Raw genomic sequence first — 17,466 nt, forward strand, 5'->3', positions numbered from 1 at the left:
GACAAGTGGACGGTGGTCGTGCTCTACGGCCTGAGCAAGGGCCCGGTGCGCCATGGCGAGCTGGTCGAGCTGATCGGCGGCATCTCCCGCAAGATGCTCACCCAGACGCTCCGACGGCTCCAGGCGCACGGACTCATCCGCCGCCACGCCTACGCCGAGGTGCCACCCCGCGTCGAGTACGAGCTCACCCCGCTCGGGGCGACCCTGATCGATCCGATCCACACACTGACCGAGTGGGCGAGGGCGAACGGCGACGCCGTGCTCGATGCGCTCGACGCCGATCCCGAACCGGTCGCCCATAGCGGCTGAGGACCCCGCCAGGGCACTGGGCATCCTCTCGGCCGCTACTCGGAATCAGCCCGGCTGTGCTCGGTCCGCAGGTTCTCGACGCGTTGGGCGGTCGACCGCCGATGAGCTGCACCAACGCACCCGGCCTTGCCACAGCATCAGGTTGACACCCCGGAGAAGGGGTGGAACCCGGGTTCGGCCCTCTGCTGGATGCCTCGACCTGGCGGGGTCCGGGAAGCTCTCCCTCCGGGATCCGCGGGTGGGCTCGCGTGGCGGAGGTTTCGCAAGGCGCCGGCATCATCGACCCCGAGAACACCCTGGACTACCCGTAGAGATGTGTTTTCATGGCATGCGAGTTCGGCTTAGTGGGCGGCATGCTTGCAGCCGAGCCAGGCGATGAGCAGCGCTGGAGGTGCACAGGCGCCGGCGACGACTACGGACAGGTCAACGGTCCATTTCCAGATGCGTATTGCCTTCTTCTCCTTCTTGGCGGGCTTGGAGCCCGCCTCGGAGACCGGAGGGGTGCTCGTGGTGGCCGTGCCGGTGGCTCCATGGGTGGCCTGGGCGTTGTTGAACACGGCGCCGTCGGCGTCGCCCAGAACGACAACCTGGTAGGCATTCTCGGTGGCCGTCTGGCCAGGTGCTTTCCGGTCTGCGGGGAGGTTGGCCATCAGCTCTCCCGCGAGTGCGGTCGGCTTGTTGCGTATCTGGTCGAGTACGTATCGAACGGAGGCCTGTGAGACGTTCCAGTACATATCCTCGTAGCGGGCTCCCGCGAGGGTCTTGGACCTGTAGTGGGTCATGAGCTGCGCGGTCTCTCGACTCAGGGGCAGCATGACGCGGACACGCCCCCTGTCATCCGCCTCGGCGAGCATCTCCTCGAGGCGGAAGACGCCTTCCCCGAGGACCAGTTCGTTCTTCACGTGGGGCTTCCGCAACTCGACGGGAATGTCGAACATGCCGATGGACTGGTCGTGTTGCAGAAACCCGGAGGGACGCCGGACGTTCGCCTGGAGGTCAGCAGCCACCGTGCGGTACGTGGGAACCTGATCTCCGGTGCTGTACCCCTCCAGCTCCTTCAACGCCCAGGCGCGCAATCCGGAAGAGTTTGCCTCTGCGGCAAGGAGCAGACAGGTGCGCAGCGCCGTGGAAATCGGCTTGGAATCGTCCCGGACCTCGCTCTGTAGTTCCAGAAGAAGGCCTGTTTGTCGGCCGTCCGCCATGTGTGATCTCCGACCCCATGAGAAGAGGTGGCCGGCCGTCGTACACGAGGCCCGGGCCAAAGAGTACGGAGCAAGTCTCGGCGGAAGACCAATCGCCTGGTCAGGACCGACGAAAGCGCTCGGAGTGGCCGGGTGAAAGCACTCATGGGCCAGGTCGGGCGTTGAGTCACCCCAGGGCTTCAGGACCCGCGCACAGATCCTCTACTAGCAGTAGAGTGGTAGCTATGGCTGACGAGACGAGCATCAAGGTGAGCGCGGCCACCCGCGACCGGCTGGCCGCGCTGGCGAGTGAGCAAGGCACGACGATCCGGCAGCTCGTCGAGGAGCTCGCCGAGAGCCGGCCGACCGCGGCCGAGTACGCGGAGCGCGCCGAGCAGGCACGCGCCGAGCTCGCCTCTGTCCTGGGCACGGCGCCCAGCGAGCAGGCCGAGGCGAAGGCCCGCGGCCTGCTACGGCGTCTTGGCGCCGGCCAGGACCCGGCCGCCGCGTAGTGGGGCAGATCGCGGTCGTCCTGGACCACACAACCGCCACCGCCCTGCACAACCCCACAGACCCGTACAACGAGGCCGTGGCCGCGTTCTACGTCCAGGCCTCCGGCGGGCTCGGCACCCTGTACGCCCCCGTGCTCTCCCTCACTGCCGGCGACGTCGAGCGGCCCGGTCTCCTTGCCTACATCGACGGGCTGCGGTTCGTTACGGTCGAGCCCTTCGATACGGAGGCGGCGGTCACCGCCACCGGGCTGCTGCGCGCCGGGCGCTCCTGGGCGGTCGTCCACGCCATCCACGCCGCCCGCCCCTCCGCAGCCTTTCCCGTCGGCCGCTTCCTGCTCACCGTGACTCCTGAGCTGTACGAAGGAACCGGCGTTCAGGCCGTCCACCCCGACGAGTAGGCCGCCCGGGAGCGGCTGAGGCGGCGGCCGCGGTGATGAGCCCCGGCATGAGTGACCGCGCTCCCCTTCGGCAGGGGGGTCCGTGAGGGAAATGCGAGGGCGGCGTGTCGGTTCGGGGGGCCGTCGTCGGCCCATGAGACCAACTGTTCGGCAGCGACTGTCCGTTCGCGCGGGCGAGGCTCCCGTACCCGCCCTGGTGGAGGGGGTGCCCGCATCCCTCGAACCTGCGCTCCGCGCCTGGATCCGCGACACGGCGGCCCAGGGTGCGGAGGTGGCGTTCACCGCCGGGGAATCCCCGGGCCGCTATGCCTCATCCAGGTCGCGGTCGTCGTGGTCGAAGCCCCTGAGGAGGGGGTCGAGTTCGGCGCCGGCACCGAACAGTGAGCACAGCCGTACGCCGGGCTGCCCGGCCGCATCCGGTGCTCGCTCCCAGTTGAGGACCGGTGCGCCGGCCGGTGCCTCTGCGCAGTCGACGGCGTGCACGACACCCCGGTCGGGGCCGCGGCCGCCGGTCTTCGCCAGCACCCAGCCGGACGGCCGGCGCGGACCGAGGATCTCCCGTTCGACCGGCGGGGGCGGAAGGCGGGTGGTGGGGACGTCGTCGTACGAGACGCCGTCGATCGGCCGGACGTGGTCGGGAGCCTGCACCCACACCGTGTACCAGGCCGGCTCCACGCCCCCGTTTTCCGTGTTCTGCCGGAGACAGGCGCGTGGCGGAGCCAGACCACACCGGCCGGCACAGCCGGGAGCTCAGCGCTCGCGGTGGCGCAGGTAGTGCCGTGCGGCGCGGGCGCGGTTGCCGCATCCAGCGGAGCACCACTCGCGGCGCGGATGGTCCTTGAGGAAGAACACCATGCAGCCCGGTGCGTGACAGGCCCGCACGTCGTGGCGCTCCGGGCCTGACAGCAAGGCGGCGGCGCTGCCGGCCAGTGCCGCGAGCGCAGCTGGGACGGGCGGGCGGTCCGTCGCAACGGTGGTCGTGAAGCCGTCCTTTCCGAAGCTCAGCTGCACCCAGTAGGGCGCCGCGGCCGCGCAGGCGTTCAGGTGGGCGAGGTCTTCCTCGCGCGCCTGGTCGTTCTCTGTCGCCGCCCTGATCAGGTTGCGTATGGCGTCACGCAGCGCCAAGAAGTCGGCGGTCTGGGTATCCGTCAGTTCCACGTCGGCCAGCGGTCCGCCGTTGGCGAGGCCGAGCGCCGTTGCGTGGCCTTGCAGCCACGCGGCCAGCTGATCGGTCGCGGCGATGTCGTCCCGCAGTCGGCCGCGCGAGCGGAAGAGGGTGTTCGCGAACTCCACGGCCAGCGGCTCGTCCGGTTCGGCACCAGCAGTCGACGCCGGACGTCCTGTAGTCGTCATTGACTAATGGTAGCTCGTACTTGCATCCATTAGATCCGACTGTCATGATCGGAACAGTTCCTAACGGAAGCAGTGCACACTAGCCATTAGAATCCTCGGGGGACCCGCATGTCAGCCACACACCTCGCACCCCACCGGAGTGCGGACGCGACGACCACAGCCCCGCGAACGCTCTGGCGCAACGCGGACTTCTTGAAGTTCTGGTCGGGGGAGACCCTCTCGCTGTTCGGGAGCCAGGTGACCAACCTGGCCCTGCCGCTCACCGCGGTACTGGTCTTCCATGCCACCTCCACCGAGGTCGGTCTGCTGCGCTTCCTGCAGTTGGTGCCCTACCTCGGGCTCGCCATGGTCTTCGGCGTCTGGGTCGACCGGGCCCGCCGCAAGCGGGTGATGCTCCTGGCCAACGGCGCGCGAATGGTGCTGATCGGGCTGATCCCGCTGCTGTCCACCGCGCACCTCCTGACCCTCCCGGCCCTGCTCGCGCTGGCCTGCGCGATCGGCGTCTTCTCGGTGCTCTTCGACGTGAGCTGGATGTCCTTCGTGCCCACGCTGGTCCGCCATCGCGACCGCTACCTGGAGGCAAACCAAAAGCTGGGCACGACCTCCTCGGCCGCCGAGGTCGCCGGTCCCGGACTCGCCGGCGCACTGGTCGGCGCCCTGACCGCGCCGATCGCCCTGATTGCGGACGCCGCCTCGTACCTGGTGTCCCTGGCCACCCTGCTGTGGATCCGCACGCCCGAGCCGCGGCCCGAGCGTCCCGATCCGACCCGGGCGCAGGGCAGGCGGCACCTCGGCAGGGAGATGCGCGAGGGACTGCGCTGGGTCTTCGGCGACAAGGTGCTGCGGCCCCTTGCGTTCATCGCACCGTTCTGCAACTTCTCGATGGTCACCATCTGGACCATGTTCCTGCTCTACGCAGTACGGGTGCAGGGGCTGACGGCCACTCAGGTCGGCGTGGTCTTCTCCGCCTCCAGCCTGGGAGGGCTGCTCGGGGCGGCACTGTCCCGTTGGCTGATCGCCCGCTTCCGCCTCGGGATCCTCTACGCCGTCGCCATGTCGGCGATCTTCACCGGCCCGCTGCTGATCCCGCTCGCCACGGGGTCCAAGGCCACGGTGATCGGGTTCTTCGTCCTGTCGTTCTTCATCAGCTACCTGGGCCTCGGGGTGGCCAATGTGGTCATGGTGAGCCTGCGACAGGCGCTGACCCCGACCGCTCTCATGGGCCGGATGAACGCCGCCTTCCGGACCGTACTGTTCGGCGGCGGCTCCCTGGGCGGCCTCGGCGGCGGGCTGATCGCCGGCGCACTGGGCCTGCGCACCGGCATCACCGTGCTGGCCGTTGCCTCGGCGGCGATGGTGGTCCCGGTCCTGCTCTCCCCGGTCAGCAGGCTGCGGAAGCTGCCGCAGCGGACCACCGACGAAGGCTGACCCCGCCTCCGCACACACGTCCCACCGCGCAGCCAGGCACAGACCCGGTCCGGCCGTCGAGCACCTGCAACCCGCTGAACCGGCAGACGATCCCCCGCCGCGCGTTCCCGCTCGGCGGCCGAGAGATGAAAGAGGAGAACAGCCTTGAAGAAGGCTCGCGTAGCCCAACTCGTCGGCATCTCCGCCGCCATCCCCATACTCATGCTGGCCACCACCGGCAACGCCTGCGCCGACGGCAACAACGTGACCTGGCAGGACGACGCGACCAGCCAGTGCCTTCACTGGAGCAACACCGACGGTTGGAGTGTCTAGGCCGATAACCGCGCCACCTCGGTCGGGGGTTCAGCCGACACCGAGCACGGGACGAGGCGGGGTCCGCCAGACCCTTCCGCACGGCGGTTCCCGGGTCGGGGAGGTCAACCGCGCAGGAGGCCCCGGGAGACAACGAGCGCCGCGCCAGGAGACAGCTACCAGCGCGCGTCCCGCCCTGCGCGCCGTCCCGGGTGAAGCACTCGGTTACGCACCCAGCCCCGCCGAGGGGCAGGATCTCGACAGCGAGCCGGACCGCCGGCTCGCCCGGGCGGCTGCCCGGTGAGCGACGCCATGCACATCGTCCTGGACGACACCGCGATGGCCGCCGCCGGCCGCGGCATGCGCGCCGTCGACAACGCCTTCGACCAATGGGTCGTCCCGGCCAACGAGCGGTCTCTCACCGACCTCGCTCGCCGCGCCTTCGACGAACTCCGCGCCGCGATGGCCTTCCTCCACGGCTGAAGGTCCCGGGTCGCCGACTCGGTCGGCGGCAGGCCTCGGCTCGAGGCATCGCCTCTGGCCGTCAGCCGGACAGGGAAACACCGCGTTCCGGCGGGTTACTTCTGGGTGACGTCGGTGCAGTAGACGTCCTTGTCCGGCAGGTGGCCGGTGGTCAGCAGGCCGACGGCGGCCTTGTCGGCGCAGGCGGAGCCTTCGTTGTAGACGTAGTGCCCGCCGTTGTCGACGCCGACGAAGGCGGAGCCGTCTCCGAGGGCCTTGTGCAGGCCGACGCCGCTTTCCCACGGCGTGGCGTTGTCCCGGCGGTTCTGGAGGATCAGGGTGTTGCGCGGGCCGCCGGGCACTACCTTGACCGCCGCCTCGGCCGGCTTGTCCCAATAGGCGCATGCCCAGATGTTGGCGGGCATGCCCGCGGTGAGCGGCCACATCTTGCGGTCGGCGGCGGTGCGGGTGGCGTAGCCGTCGACGTCGTGCGGCCATTCGGCGTCGCCGCAGGTGAGAGCCATGAACATGGTGGCCTGGTTGTCCGCGGGGATGCCCGGGGACGTCGGTGTGTCGGCGAACACCTCCTTGAGAACGGAGACGTCGGCGGCCGTGGTGCTGCCATGGGTCAGGTCGTCGGCGGCCTTCCAGAAGTCGGCGAGCACGGGAAGCGTGTTGTTGTGCAGAAGCAGGGCGTAGGTGATGTTCCGCAGCAGCGCTCCGTCCAGCGACGCCGATGCGCCGGGAATCGCTGCGGGCGTGCGGTCGAGCCGGTCGGCGAGGGCGAGGTAGGTATTGGTCACCTGCGCGACGTTGGTGCCCAGCTTGAGGGTGCTGTCCTGGGCCGCGGCGACGCGTGCGGCGTCGGGGAACCGGTCGGCCATGCCCTTGCCCCAGGTGTCGGCGACCTGGTTGGCCCATACCTTGGTCGGGTCGACGTTGCCTTCCAGGATCATTCGGTCGGTGTGGTCCTGGAAGAGGGAGCGGTAGACCGCGCCGAGGTACGTGCCGTAGGACTGGCCCCAGTAGGAGATCTTCTTCTCACCGAGCGCCTGTCGGATGCGGTCCATGTCGCGGGCGGTGTCGGCGGTGGTGTAGTACCGCAGGTTCTTGCCCACGGTGTCGGCGCACTGCTTGGCGTCGGCTTTGGCGAGGGCCACGTTCTTGGTGATCGAGCCGTCCGCGGCGGGATAGGGGAAGATCCCGGACACGCTGGGGTCCTTCAGACCGCAGCTCTGTGGGGTGCTGTGTTCGACGCCGCGCGGGTCGAAACCGATCAGGTCGTAGCGGTCCAGCACGGACTTCGGCAGTGTGGACGCCATGGTTTCGGGCATGTCGAGACCGCCCAGGGCGGGCCCGCCGGGGTTCAGCAGCAGGACGCCATGTCGCTTCCCGGGTTCGGCGGTGGACAGCCGGGATACGGCCACGTCGATCTTCGTGCCGTTCGGGTTCTGGTAGTCCAAGGGCACCTTCAGCGTCCCGCAGGTCAGGTGGGGGTCATGGGTTTGTCCCTCGGCCGGTGCCGGGCACTTGCCCCAGGTGATCGCGGTGTCGGTGACAGTCCCGCGGGCGTTCTTGGCGGAGACCTCGGCCGGTTGCGCGCCCTTGGCGTCGGCACCACACGCGATCAGTGCGGTGCCTGCCAGCGTGGAAGCGAGCACAGCCGCGGCGAGTCGAGGGCCTCTGGGGAAACCGTGCTTCGCGTAACTGTGTGTCGTGGTCATGGCGCTGTCCTTAGCTACTCCGCTGGTCGGCCTGCCTGGTGCGGCCGTTGTGTTGACGATTCGAGTCAACAAGAGACGGCCGGTGGCGCGCGTCACGGCAGAGAGGACAAATCAGGTAGCTCGCTCGGGGGGTCCTGGGCGACCCCGAGAACGGGGCGGCCACCGTGGGCGTATCGGATCAGATGTGGACGCGGACCGAGCCGCTGCTGCCAGCTTGCCGCGCCGCACGGATCACCCGAGGCGCCAGCGTCCGAACAACCGGACAGTGCTGTCGGGCATCCTGCTTCGTGCCGGCATTCCATGGGTGTCCGGCACGACGCGGGTGGCCCGGTCGTGGTGGACCAGAGAGCCGCGCAGGGCGGGGAGCATGCCGATCGGGCGAGCCGGTCCATGATCCGGATACCGCCTCGGCGGGGTGGCCGGCCAGGAAGGAGCGCGGCCGTGGCCGCGTTTTCCGGCCCCGGCCGGGGGCACAGGGCCGTCAGGCTCAGTCGCCGCCCGCCGCCAACCCCGCCCGGTACGCCAGGACCACCGCCTGGACGCGGTCGCGGAGGTCCAGTTTGGTGAGGATGCGGGAGACGTAGGTCTTCACGGTCTCGTGGCTGATGACCAGTTCAGTGGCGATCTCGGCGTTCGACAGGCCCTCGCTGATGAGGAGCAGGACCTCGTGCTCGCGGGGGGTGAGGACTTTGAGGCGCTCGCGCTCGGGGGAGGCGGGGGCGGCGGAGGGGCGGACGCGTTCGGCGAAGCGGCCGATCAGGGTGCGGGTGACGGCAGGGGCCAGGAGGGACTCGCCGCGGGCGACGACGCGTATCGCGTTGATCAGCTCGGGCGGTGGGGCGTCCTTCAGCAGGAAGCCGCTGGCGCCGGCGCGCAGGGCCTCGTACACGTACTCGTCGACGTTGAAGGTCGTCACGACGAGGATCTTGGCGGGGCTGGCGGAGTCGGGCCCCGCCAGGCGGCGGGTGGCCTCGATTCCGTCGAGCAGGGGCATGCGGATGTCCATGACGACGACGTCCGGCTTCAGTTCCTGCGTGCTCCGGACCGCCGCTCGGCCGTCGACGGCCTCGCCCACGACCTCCATGTCGGGCTGGGCGGAGAGGATCGTGACGAACCCGGCACGAACCAGGGCCTGGTCCTCGCACACCAGCACCCGGATCACAGGGGGCGGAACACTCACGCTGCACCTCCCGAGGGGATGCGTGCGCACACCCGGAACCCGCCCTCCGGGCAGGGCCCCGCCGCGAACTCGCCCCCCAGCATCTCCACCCGTTCCCGCAGCCCGGACAGGCCCCGGCCGCCCGAGACGTGCGGGCCGCCGCCCAGGAGGGCCGCGGAAGCGGGTGCGCCGTCGGCGGGCCCCGCGGTGGTGACCTCGACGTCCGTCCAGTCCGGGCTGTGTGCGAGCCGTACCAGCGTCTGCCGGCCCGCGGCGTACTTCACGGCGTTCGTCAGGGATTCCTGCACGACGCGATACGCCGTGAGCTGGGCGCCTACGGCCATGGCCGGCTGCTCTCCGTCCTCGACCAGCTCGATCGGCTGGCCGCCCGCTCGTGTCTGCTCCACCAGGTCGGGCACCCGGCCCGGCACCGGCGCCCTCTCCCGGGGCGACGCATCACCGGTCGCCTCCAGCACCCCGAGCAGGAACCGGAGTTCGGCCAGGGCGCGGCGGCCGGTGCCGCTGATGGCGTCGAGGGACTCGTGGAGGCGGTCCGGCGACTCGGTGAGGTACCGCGCTGCACCTGCCTGCACCACCATCGCGGTCACATGGTGGGTCACCACGTCGTGCAACTCCCCGGCCAGACGGCTGCGTTCCGCCGCGATGGCCATCCGCGCGGACAGGCGTCGGCGCTCGGCCTCCTGCGCCCGCCGCCCGCGTACCTGGGCACCCAGGCCCCACACCACCGCCAGGACCATGTAGTAGAGCAGGTAGTCGGTCAGACCCTCGGGCGAGCCCAGCACGTGCAGGACGACGCCGAAGACCACGTACCCGCCGGTCGCCGCCAACGGTACGACCCGCCGGAGGCGGTCCTGGTGGGCACCCGCGGAGTACAGCGCGACGTACAGGCCCAGACTGCCGAAGCTCGGCGGGCAGCCCAGGCACTCGTACACCGCGAATGAAGCCCCCACCACCGCGAGGCAGGCGGCCGGCCGGCGGGTGCGCACCGCAAGCGGCAGGGCCTGCCCCAGGGGCAGCAGCACACTCGCGACCGAGGCGTCATGGTTGGGAAGGTCGCCGAACTGCACCCCGAACCGCGACAGCGGCGCCGCGAGCGACAGCACGGTGAAGGCGAGCGCGACCCCACAGTCCCTGGTGGCGGCAGAGCGCGATCCCCACCACCGCGACAGCACGCGGAGCCGGGCGGCCGCGGCGGCCACCGGGTTCACGCCTGCGGATGGGCCCCTGTCCTGCCCATGCGCCGTTGACGCAGGGGATGCCGAGCCCGATGGTTCACGCGCTGCTGGGTCTTCTGTCATCAACATCCGCGATCCTGTAGGTCCCGCCCTGAGCGGCACCAGGACCGGGCCGTGGTCCGCGGCCCGCCTGCTCTTTCGGTACGACCTGTTCGGTATCCGCACCACACGGCACCGCGGGCCGGACGGTCTTGCACGGTGAGCCTAGCGTCCTGCGGCGGGGGGCTGCGTCCCCCGGGAGAGGACAGCCGGGTAGCTCGCTCGGGGGATCCGCGGAGACGGCGAGTGCCCACCCGTCGGTGACGACGCTCAGGAGGCGCGGCCCGTTGCTTTCCGGCATCGAAGGCGCAGACCACCCACCGGGAGCAGGTCATGAGGAGGAAGCCGTGTCAGGCGGCGGCGAGCGCCCCGAACGGGCCGAGCGGGTCGCCGTGGTCACGCACCTCCTACCCGAGCTGGGTGTGCCCGCCCGGTCGAGCACCCGTTCCAGGTCTCGACAAGCGGAAGGAACGGAGACGCCGTGACGGAGGATGTCCTGGAGGCCGACGGTAGACCCGGCAAGCGCTCCGAACGGCCGCTGGGCGGGTGCCGGCGGCCATGCCCGTGTCGCTGACCGGTACTCGGATCTCGTCCGTCGCGCTGCCCTGGTTCGTTCTCGCCACGGCCGGCAGCGCCACCCGGACCGGACTGGTGACCTTCTGCGAGACGGCTCCCTGCGTGGTGGTCAAAGCGTTCAGCGGGCCGTTGGTGGACCGGATCGGCCCGCGAGCCGTGTCCTGGACCACGGATCTGGCCAGTGCAACCGCTGCCGCTGCGGTTCCTCTGTTCCACGCCCTGGGCCTGCTGTCCTTTCCGTTCCTGCCGGCCCTGGTCGCGCTGATCGGCGCGGTGCGCGGCCCCGGCTACCGACTCAAGAACCGCCTCAAGGCCATCGAACGGGACACCAACGTCGCCTGACCGAGGAACGCGGGGCCCTGGTCCAGGACACCCAGCTCGGTGTCCGGTCGGCAGAAGCTACAAGGTTCACGCCGGCCGCGAGGGCGCGCCGGATTGTGTCCGAGTCTGCGGGCTTCGATCGTTTGCCTGCCATCGTGCACTCGCCTGTGTGCACTGCGGTCGGCGGGGAGTCCCGGTTGAGCCCGTACTCGATCATCCAATCCGGAGGTTCCGGTCGGGCCTCACCACCTGCCGGCCCACCAGCACGCCGCGGGAGTCTTCGTCTGGGGGTTCTGGGGCGTACGGGCGGGCTCTTGGGCCTGGGAGCGGCGGTTTACCGAGGTGCGTCGGGATACGCGGCGGTCGCGCGGATCTCGACGAGGAGTCCGGGGCTGGCGAGGCCGCTGACCCCGATGATCGTCCAGGTCGGGTAGGGCGCTTTGACGAGGCGCTGTTTGGCCTCGATGAAGCCGGGCAGGTGCTGGCGGATGTCGACGTGGTAGCTGGTGACGTCGACGAGGGCGGAGGTGTCGAGGTTCTCCAGTCGAAGGATCTCCTCGATCTTCAAGATGGCGGTCTCGGTCTGCTCTTCGATGGTGTTCGGGATGGTTCCGTCGGCGCGGCGACCGATCGTTCCGGCGATGAACAACAGGCCGTGCGCGCGGACCGCGGCGGAATAGCCGAAGCTTGCGAAGGCGCTGGTGGTTCGCCCGAAGACCGGGTTGTCCTCAGGGACCTCGACGGTGTGGACGGTCATTGTGGTGCTTCCTTTTCCTTGTTGGCGGGGTCGTGGAGTCCGTGGAGTCAGTTGCCCCAGCGGGACGAACGGCAGGCGTGTTCCAGTCGGGTCCGGCCGAAGGTCTCGCGTTCGCGGAGGAATTCGCCGGGGATCGCGTACCGGGGTGCGTTCTTCGGGTTTCTCGCGGCCTGCGCGACGATCGCGTCGGTGAGTGAGCGGACCATGTCCAGCCGTGGATAGGCGGCGTGCACGGCGTCGGCCTGCTCGTCGGTGACGGCGTCGACGTGGTCGGCGCCCAGTGGGCCGCCGAAGTCGAGGGCGACGCCTTCGCGGACGAGTACGCACAGCGTGCCGCGGCGTTCCGCGATGCCCGGGGAGGTGTGCAGGGCAATGGCTTGCCAGACCTGGTCGGCGTCGGCTGCGGGCACCCCGTGGTCAATCAGGAATGCGGCGGCCCGGTCGGCGCCTTCGACCTCGAACCGCTGGCTGTGCGGGCCGTCCGAGGCCACGCCGAGGTCGTGCATCGCGCACGCGGCGAACAGCAGGTCGTCGTGGTAGTCGTGGCCGACGGTCAGGCCGAGGCGGCCGGCAACCAGCCGGGCGAACAGGTAGCTGCGGATGCTGTGGTTGAAGAGGGACGGCGTTTCCACCGGTCGGATCAGGTTCATGACGGCGTCGGCAAGCGGTGTGCCGGGCAGCGTGATCGGGTCGGCGGTCGCCTCGTGAGTACGTCCGGTCATGTCTTCAGCCTGGCCGCGACCGCCCTGACCTGGTGAGAGGCAAAATTTCCTCACTTCGTTAGAATCTTGCCATGGCAGTGCATCGAGTCGCGGTCCTGGCGCTGGACGGGGTCACCCCACTCGACCTGGCGATCCCGACGCAGATCTTCACCACCCGGCCGGAAAGCCGCTACGAGATGACCCTGTGCGCGCTGGAGGCGAAGGTGGCGACCACTGCGGGCTTCGCATTGGTCGCCGACGGGGGCCTGGAACAGGTGCGCACCGCCGACACTCTGATCGTGCCGGGATTCGAACCGATCCTCCCGTTGCCGGACGCCGTGCTCGATGCACTGAGCGAAGCTCGCGACCGAGGCAAGCGTGTGGTGTCGATCTGCACGGGCGCGTTCGCGCTGGCCGCGGCAGGCGTACTGGACGGGCTGCACGCCACGACCCACTGGAAGCACATCGACGAGTTCGAGCGGGGCTTCCCGGCTGTCACGGTCGACCGCGACGTGCTCTACGTCGACGAGGGCGACGTGCTCACCTCGGCCGGGGTGTGCTGCGGCATCGACCTGTGCCTGCATATCGTGCGCCGCGACCTGGGAGCCGAGGTGGCCAACCAGATCGCCCGCGGTCTGGTCGCCGCCCCCCACCGAGACGGTGGGCAGGCCCAGTACGTGCCGGCTCCCGTCGCGGTGGCCGGTCAGGCGTCGCTGTCCGGTACCCGTGGATGGGCCCTGCACCGGCTCGGCGAGCCACTCACCCTGCGCGTGCTTGCCCGGCACGCGGGCCTCTCGCAGCGCACCTTCATGCGCCGGTTCAGCGAGGAGACGGGCACGACCCCGTTGCAGTGGCTGCTCAACGCCCGGCTCGGCAGGGCGCGGGAACTGCTGGAAACCACGGACCGCTCAGTGGAACAGGTGGCGCGGGACTGCGGGCTGGGCACGGCAGCCAACCTGCGGCTGCACTTCCGTCGCGCACTGGGCACCACCCCCACTGCCTACCGCCGTACCTTCACACGCTCGACGTCGCCGGCAGCCCCGCGCTCGGACTGAGAATGGGCACCACGACACCGAAGGGTTTCGGAGGCGGGTCGCTGCCGCCAAGCTCGACCTGGCCGGCTACTGCCCGCTGCGGGCCCGGACCAGGCCGGAGATCCCTGCGACCCACCCACCCTGCTCGCGCACGCCCGTGACGCGATGGGCGACGTGTGAGTTGCAGTGGAGTGCGTCAGCTGTCTGCGCCGGGAGTGTGGGGTGTTTGTGCCGGTCGGGGGAGTGGACGGGGGCGTGGGGGGTGTCGCTTTGCTGGTGAAGGTTGTTGTCGTTCGCCAGTCAGGGTTTGTTGTCGTGTGTGCAGGCGTTCGAGGGGCCCGGGTACAGCAGGCCGGGCGTTCAGAGGGCGGCCGGTTGCGGTTCGGTCGGGTTGCTACTGCGGCGGGAGTTCTCAATCCGATCTTGCGGGGTGCCGGTCGAACGTGAGTGCCCTTGGGTAGCTGCGGCGGCGGCCCGAGATACTGAGACCTGACGGCGAGAAGCAACACCATCGACTCGGGGTTCACCGGTTGCGGCTGTCCGCCTCCGCCTGGCTCAGCATCCGCTTGAGCAGGGCGCTGAGCGCGTCCTGCTCTGCCGGGTCGAGCGGGGCGACCATCGAGTCCTCCGCCTGCCCGCGCAGCTCCATCGCGGCCAGCCAGCGGGTGCGCCCCGCCTCGGTGAGCTCCACGTCCACCCGGCGTCGGTCCTCACTGCTGCGCACACGCCGTACCAGCCCTGACTGTTCCAGGGTGTCCAGGCGGCCTGTCATGCCGGCAGGGGAGAGCATGAGTTCGGCCGCCAGCTCGGAGGGGGTGGCCCGCCCCGGGGCCTCGCGCGCGCCGAGCCGGTGCAGCGTGGCGAACTCGAACTCCTGCAGGCCAACCTCGGCCAGGGCGCGGTCTTTGGCTTGGCCGACATGTTTGGCCAGGAGCTGAATGCGGGTGATGATCCCCTCCACCCGCGCGTCGAACGGAGCCTTGCCGCGCCAGCGTGCAAGGTGCACGTCGACGGAGTCGTCCCCTTCTGCGGGCCGCTCCCGGCCCTGACTCTCGGTGTTCATGTCTCCAGTATGCTACGCCAGCTTATATTTCGTTGTCAAATGATTAGCTGGCGAAATACTATGCGTGCATGACGCAACCCATGCGCCGACTGCTGGTCGGCCGTACCTGCGCGGCGCTGGCCACCGCGCTGATACCCACCACGCTCACGCTCGCGCTGCTTCGAGGACACGCCGCAGGCTCGACGGGTTCGGCAGGGGATCTGGGCCTGGTGCTGGCATGCGAACTGCTGCCCATGCTGGTGCTGCTGCCGGTCGCCGGCGTGCTGGCGGACCGCTTCCCGCCACAGCGGGTCGTGCTCGCCGCCGATCTGCTCAGGGGCGCGGCGCAGACCGCGATCGGCGCGGAGCTGCTCTGCGGCCTGGTCCGGGTGCCCGACCTCGCCGTGCTCGCCGCGGTCACCGGCGCCGCGGTCGCCTTCGGCACGCCGGCGGTCCGCACCCTGGTCGCGGCGACCGTCGACGCCGACCAGCGGCTGCGGCTGAACTCGCGGCTGGACGTCGCCACCGGCCTGGCCCAGACCGCCGGCCCTGCTACGGCGGGCGGCATGATGCTGATGCTCGGCGCCGGCTGGTCCTCGCTGCTGACCGGCGCGCTCTTCATCGGCTCGGCGACCACCCTGGGCGGCCTGCACACCCGCCGGGCCACCAGGCCGGCCGACGGCGGCCACGCGGGGTTCCGGGCGCAGTTGCGCGAAGGCTGGACCGAGACCCGGCGCCACCGCTGGTTCCTCACCAATGTGCTGGGCCATGGAGTATGGCATCTGGCGGCTGGCTTCCTGCTCACCCTGGGACCGCTGATCGCTGTCCGGAGCATGGGCGGTGACGGCGCGTGGGTCCTGGTGGCCCAGCTGGGGACCGTCGGCATGCTGGTCGGTGCTTTTGCCGCAGGTCGGCTGCCGATGCGCCGCCCGCTGGTCGGCGTGGCCGTGGGTGCGGCCGTCCTCGCGCTCCCGCTGGCGGCCTTCGGGCTGGGACTGGCGCTGCCCTGGGCGGCGTCCGCGTACTTCCTGGCGATGTTCGGTATAGGAGTGCTCAGCCCGCTGTGGGAGACCGCCATCCAGCGCCGCATCCCGCAGGAGGTGCTCGGGCGGGTAGGCTCCTTCGACGCGCTGATCTCGTTTGCCGCCCGCCCGTTGGGCCTGGCCGTGGCCGTTCCGGTTGCCACCCTCCTCGGCACCTCGGCACCACTGCTGGCAGGTGCGGTGCTCGTGGCAGCGGCGAACCTGGCCGTGCTGCTGCTGCCCGAGGTATGGGAGCACCCGGAGCCGGTCACGGCACGGGGCGACGCCGGGCGCGAACCTGTGGCCGCGGCGGGCCAGGGTCAGCCGGAGGCTGGCGCCGGGGCAGCGGACGGCAGGTAGCCGGAGGAATGCAGACCCGGTGTCCGCCCGTGCCGTTGCCTGACCGGCTGTCGTCGTGCCCATCTTGAGGGCCACGATGGGGTCCCGATGGGGTGATCGTGGCAACTGCCGTGCATAAGAACAGGGCGTCTTGGCGGCTCGAAGGGTGTCCACGCCAACAAGCCGTCCAGGAGGCCCTGTTGCCGGAGTTCTACGGCATGGTGGGAGCGGAGTCCACATCGGTCACTCGCGCGTGTGACTGCCTGGCGCACAGGTTCGGGAACGCCGGCGACCACGGGGCGCGCCGACGCCGCTACCCGACCGACATGTCGGACGCCGAGTGGGCGGTGGTCAGGCCGCTGCTGCCGGTGCCGGGCCGGCTGCGGGGCCGGGGCGGCCAGCCGGAGGCATACTGCCACCGAGCGGTACCGGACGCGATCCGCTACCTCGTCGACAACGGCACGAAGTGGCGGGCGATCCCGATCGACCTCCCGCCGTGGGACCGGGTCTGTGCGTTCTTCCGACGCCGGCGCGATCACGGTCTGGTCCGGGAGTTCCACGACCGGCTCCGCCGCCGAGTGCGCGAGCAGGCGGGGCGGGATCCGGAGCCGAGTGCGGGCGTCATCGACTCCCAGTCGGTCAAGGCGGACGCAGTGGTCGGATCCGACAGCCGGGGCTTCGACGGGGGCAAGCTGATCAACGGTCGCAAGCGGCACGTCGTGGTCGACACGCTCGGCCTGCTGGTCGCGGTGATGGTCACCGCGGCGGACGCGGGCGACCGTGCCGCCGCCCAGGTGCTGCTCGCTCAGGTCGCCGCCGCGCACCACCTGCTGGCCCTCGTCCGGGCCGACGGCGGCCACACCGGCAGCCTCGTCGAGTACAGCCTCGCCGTTCTCACCGTGGTCCTTGCCCTCGTCAAGCGCAGCGACGACACGCGCGGCTTCGTCGTGCTGCCGAAGCGGTGGATCGTGGAGCGGTTCTTCGCCCATCTGATGCGAAGCCGCCGCCTCGTGCGCGACTTCGAGCGCTCCACCAGCAGCGCGGAGGCGGTGATCCACTGGTCGATGACGATGCTCATGACGCGCCGCCTTGCCCGGCCACGTCCTTGGCGAGCGTGAACCGGCCCGGCGCTGACTCGACCAACCTGCCCCGGGCCACCAGCCGCTTCGCCTTCGACCGCAGCGCCTCCACCTTCCCCGGCACCGGGTCCAGACCGAAGCAGGCGGCCATCTCCTGGCACGTCAGCGGACCCTGCCCGAGCCGGTTCCGGTCCGCGAGGGCCTGCAGGATGCGCTGGTAGTCCACGGACAACGCTGCCCAGGACAGCCCCGCATGCCACATCGGCACCACGGAGGTCCGTCCGCTCGTGGGAAACCCGGGCATCGGAGAACCCGTTGGCCAACGACGGACGGCCAACGGCAGCACAGCACCCACGGAGCGTCGTCTGGTGCAGCGCACCCGACCGGCTACCTGACGCACCGCCTTCCGCCCCGCCCTCCACGGTTGAGGCGGGGCGGTCGGCGTTCAGCATCTCGGGCTTGCGGCACCCGGATGTGGAGCCC

The 17,466-nt window shown here is 70.3% G+C and carries 18 protein-coding genes and 3 pseudogenes; 10 read left to right on the forward strand and 11 right to left on the reverse strand.

The genetic code is table 11. The features are described 5' to 3' along the window. The coding region (locus tag ACZ4MF_RS39995) for a winged helix-turn-helix transcriptional regulator (RefSeq protein WP_467498070.1) at window positions 1-309 on the forward strand (309 nt) is incomplete at its 5' end. Window positions 310-650: 341 nt separating this feature from the next. Here ACZ4MF_RS39995 and ACZ4MF_RS40000 read toward each other — a convergent pair. Next, the gene (locus ACZ4MF_RS40000; protein WP_467498072.1) at window positions 651-1,511 is read right to left on the reverse strand and encodes an AbiTii domain-containing protein; all 861 of its coding nucleotides are present in this window, start codon (window positions 1,509-1,511) and stop codon (window positions 651-653) included. Between the two features lie 224 nt (window positions 1,512-1,735). On the opposite strand from ACZ4MF_RS40000, the gene ACZ4MF_RS40005 reads away from it, so the two are divergent. Next, window positions 1,736-2,002: a hypothetical protein gene (locus ACZ4MF_RS40005; protein ID WP_467498074.1), complete on the forward strand. Its 267-nt coding sequence runs from the start codon at window positions 1,736-1,738 to the stop codon at window positions 2,000-2,002. Continuing rightward, window positions 2,002-2,400: a PIN domain-containing protein gene (locus ACZ4MF_RS40010; protein WP_467498076.1), complete on the forward strand. Its 399-nt coding sequence runs from the start codon at window positions 2,002-2,004 to the stop codon at window positions 2,398-2,400. Before ACZ4MF_RS40005 ends, ACZ4MF_RS40010 begins: the two co-directional genes overlap by 1 nt. A gap of 303 nt (window positions 2,401-2,703) precedes the next feature. On the opposite strand, the pseudogene ACZ4MF_RS40015 reads toward ACZ4MF_RS40010, so the two are convergent. Both ACZ4MF_RS40015 and ACZ4MF_RS40020 read right to left on the reverse strand, forming a co-directional pair. Beyond that, a pseudogene (locus ACZ4MF_RS40015) lies at window positions 2,704-3,078 on the reverse strand (DUF6233 domain-containing protein); the annotation flags it as partial. Between the two features lie 72 nt (window positions 3,079-3,150). Continuing rightward, on the reverse strand, window positions 3,151-3,693 hold the full coding sequence (locus ACZ4MF_RS40020; protein WP_467498078.1) for a CGNR zinc finger domain-containing protein: 543 nt from the start codon (window positions 3,691-3,693) through the stop codon (window positions 3,151-3,153). Between the two features lie 168 nt (window positions 3,694-3,861). On the opposite strand from ACZ4MF_RS40020, the gene ACZ4MF_RS40025 reads away from it, so the two are divergent. From ACZ4MF_RS40025 to ACZ4MF_RS40035, 3 genes are all read left to right on the forward strand, one after another. Then, on the forward strand, window positions 3,862-5,181 hold the full coding sequence (locus ACZ4MF_RS40025; RefSeq protein WP_467498080.1) for an MFS transporter: 1,320 nt from the start codon (window positions 3,862-3,864) through the stop codon (window positions 5,179-5,181). 144 nt (window positions 5,182-5,325) lie between these two features. Then, window positions 5,326-5,493 (forward strand): hypothetical protein, encoded by a 168-nt coding sequence (locus ACZ4MF_RS40030; RefSeq protein ID WP_467498082.1) that lies wholly within the window; start codon window positions 5,326-5,328, stop codon window positions 5,491-5,493. 279 nt (window positions 5,494-5,772) lie between these two features. Then, window positions 5,773-5,955 carry a hypothetical protein gene (locus tag ACZ4MF_RS40035; RefSeq protein WP_467498084.1) on the forward strand — a complete coding sequence of 61 codons (183 nt, stop codon included), beginning with the start codon at window positions 5,773-5,775 and terminating at the stop codon, window positions 5,953-5,955. Window positions 5,956-6,050: 95 nt separating this feature from the next. Here ACZ4MF_RS40035 and ACZ4MF_RS40040 read toward each other — a convergent pair whose 3' ends face one another. From ACZ4MF_RS40040 to ACZ4MF_RS40050, 3 genes are all read right to left on the reverse strand, one after another. After that, the gene (locus tag ACZ4MF_RS40040) at window positions 6,051-7,658 is read right to left on the reverse strand and encodes an alpha/beta hydrolase (RefSeq protein ID WP_467498086.1); all 1,608 of its coding nucleotides are present in this window, start codon (window positions 7,656-7,658) and stop codon (window positions 6,051-6,053) included. 487 nt (window positions 7,659-8,145) lie between these two features. Beyond that, entirely contained in the window at window positions 8,146-8,838 is a 693-nt protein-coding gene (locus tag ACZ4MF_RS40045) for a response regulator (protein ID WP_467498088.1), read from the reverse strand. Then, the gene (locus ACZ4MF_RS40050; RefSeq protein ID WP_467498090.1) at window positions 8,835-10,046 is read right to left on the reverse strand and encodes a sensor histidine kinase; all 1,212 of its coding nucleotides are present in this window, start codon (window positions 10,044-10,046) and stop codon (window positions 8,835-8,837) included. Before ACZ4MF_RS40050 ends, ACZ4MF_RS40045 begins: the two co-directional genes overlap by 4 nt. 547 nt (window positions 10,047-10,593) lie before the next feature. Here ACZ4MF_RS40050 and ACZ4MF_RS40055 point away from each other — a divergent pair. Continuing rightward, window positions 10,594-10,976 (forward strand): annotated as a pseudogene (locus ACZ4MF_RS40055) (MFS transporter); the annotation flags it as partial. 19 nt (window positions 10,977-10,995) lie between these two features. Here the strand turns inward: ACZ4MF_RS40055 and ACZ4MF_RS40060 are convergent. From ACZ4MF_RS40060 to ACZ4MF_RS40070, 3 genes are all read right to left on the reverse strand, one after another. Continuing rightward, entirely contained in the window at window positions 10,996-11,226 is a 231-nt protein-coding gene (locus ACZ4MF_RS40060; RefSeq protein WP_467498091.1) for a DUF6233 domain-containing protein, read from the reverse strand. A gap of 117 nt (window positions 11,227-11,343) precedes the next feature. After that, window positions 11,344-11,766 (reverse strand): Rid family hydrolase, encoded by a 423-nt coding sequence (locus tag ACZ4MF_RS40065; RefSeq protein WP_467498093.1) that lies wholly within the window; start codon window positions 11,764-11,766, stop codon window positions 11,344-11,346. Window positions 11,767-11,813: 47 nt separating this feature from the next. After that, the gene (locus ACZ4MF_RS40070) at window positions 11,814-12,488 is read right to left on the reverse strand and encodes an HD domain-containing protein (RefSeq protein WP_467498095.1); all 675 of its coding nucleotides are present in this window, start codon (window positions 12,486-12,488) and stop codon (window positions 11,814-11,816) included. Between the two features lie 71 nt (window positions 12,489-12,559). Between ACZ4MF_RS40070 and ACZ4MF_RS40075 the strand changes: the two genes are divergently transcribed. Then, window positions 12,560-13,522 (forward strand): GlxA family transcriptional regulator, encoded by a 963-nt coding sequence (locus ACZ4MF_RS40075; protein ID WP_467498097.1) that lies wholly within the window; start codon window positions 12,560-12,562, stop codon window positions 13,520-13,522. A gap of 502 nt (window positions 13,523-14,024) precedes the next feature. On the opposite strand, the gene ACZ4MF_RS40080 is transcribed toward ACZ4MF_RS40075, so the two are convergent. After that, complete coding sequence (locus ACZ4MF_RS40080) at window positions 14,025-14,564, reverse strand: MarR family winged helix-turn-helix transcriptional regulator (RefSeq protein ID WP_467498098.1); 540 nt, start codon at window positions 14,562-14,564, stop codon at window positions 14,025-14,027. 68 nt (window positions 14,565-14,632) lie between these two features. On the opposite strand from ACZ4MF_RS40080, the gene ACZ4MF_RS40085 reads away from it, so the two are divergent. Beyond that, window positions 14,633-15,925, forward strand: a complete 1,293-nt coding sequence (locus ACZ4MF_RS40085) for an MFS transporter (RefSeq protein ID WP_467498099.1) — start codon at window positions 14,633-14,635, stop codon at window positions 15,923-15,925. 305 nt (window positions 15,926-16,230) lie between these two features. Next, a complete protein-coding gene (locus ACZ4MF_RS40090) occupies window positions 16,231-17,022 on the forward strand; it encodes an IS5 family transposase (protein WP_467498100.1) in 792 nt (263 codons plus the stop codon). Here the strand turns inward: ACZ4MF_RS40090 and ACZ4MF_RS40095 are convergent. Further along, a pseudogene (locus tag ACZ4MF_RS40095) lies at window positions 16,979-17,257 on the reverse strand (hypothetical protein); the annotation flags it as partial. The gene ACZ4MF_RS40090 and the pseudogene ACZ4MF_RS40095 sit on opposite strands and share 44 nt — an antisense overlap. Window positions 17,258-17,466: the final 209 nt, after the last annotated feature.

It is taken from the genome of Streptomyces sp. NPDC025793 (genome assembly GCF_055558375.1).

Bases quoted from the DNA above. Each gene is read 5' to 3' on its own strand.
- ACZ4MF_RS40000 (WP_467498072.1), bottom strand. From the start codon at position 1,511: ATGGCGGACGGCCGACAAACAGGCCTTCTTCTGGAACTACAGAGCGAG.
- ACZ4MF_RS40005 (WP_467498074.1), top strand. From the start codon at position 1,736: ATGGCTGACGAGACGAGCATCAAGGTGAGCGCGGCCACCCGCGACCGG.
- ACZ4MF_RS40025 (WP_467498080.1), top strand. From the start codon at position 3,862: ATGTCAGCCACACACCTCGCACCCCACCGGAGTGCGGACGCGACGACC.
- ACZ4MF_RS40040 (WP_467498086.1), bottom strand. From the start codon at position 7,658: ATGACCACGACACACAGTTACGCGAAGCACGGTTTCCCCAGAGGCCCT.
- ACZ4MF_RS40060 (WP_467498091.1), bottom strand. From the start codon at position 11,226: ATGATCGAGTACGGGCTCAACCGGGACTCCCCGCCGACCGCAGTGCAC.
- ACZ4MF_RS40065 (WP_467498093.1), bottom strand. From the start codon at position 11,766: ATGACCGTCCACACCGTCGAGGTCCCTGAGGACAACCCGGTCTTCGGG.
- ACZ4MF_RS40070 (WP_467498095.1), bottom strand. From the start codon at position 12,488: ATGACCGGACGTACTCACGAGGCGACCGCCGACCCGATCACGCTGCCC.
- ACZ4MF_RS40075 (WP_467498097.1), top strand. From the start codon at position 12,560: ATGGCAGTGCATCGAGTCGCGGTCCTGGCGCTGGACGGGGTCACCCCA.
- ACZ4MF_RS40080 (WP_467498098.1), bottom strand. From the start codon at position 14,564: ATGAACACCGAGAGTCAGGGCCGGGAGCGGCCCGCAGAAGGGGACGAC.
- ACZ4MF_RS40085 (WP_467498099.1), top strand. From the start codon at position 14,633: ATGACGCAACCCATGCGCCGACTGCTGGTCGGCCGTACCTGCGCGGCG.
- ACZ4MF_RS40090 (WP_467498100.1), top strand. From the start codon at position 16,231: ATGTCGGACGCCGAGTGGGCGGTGGTCAGGCCGCTGCTGCCGGTGCCG.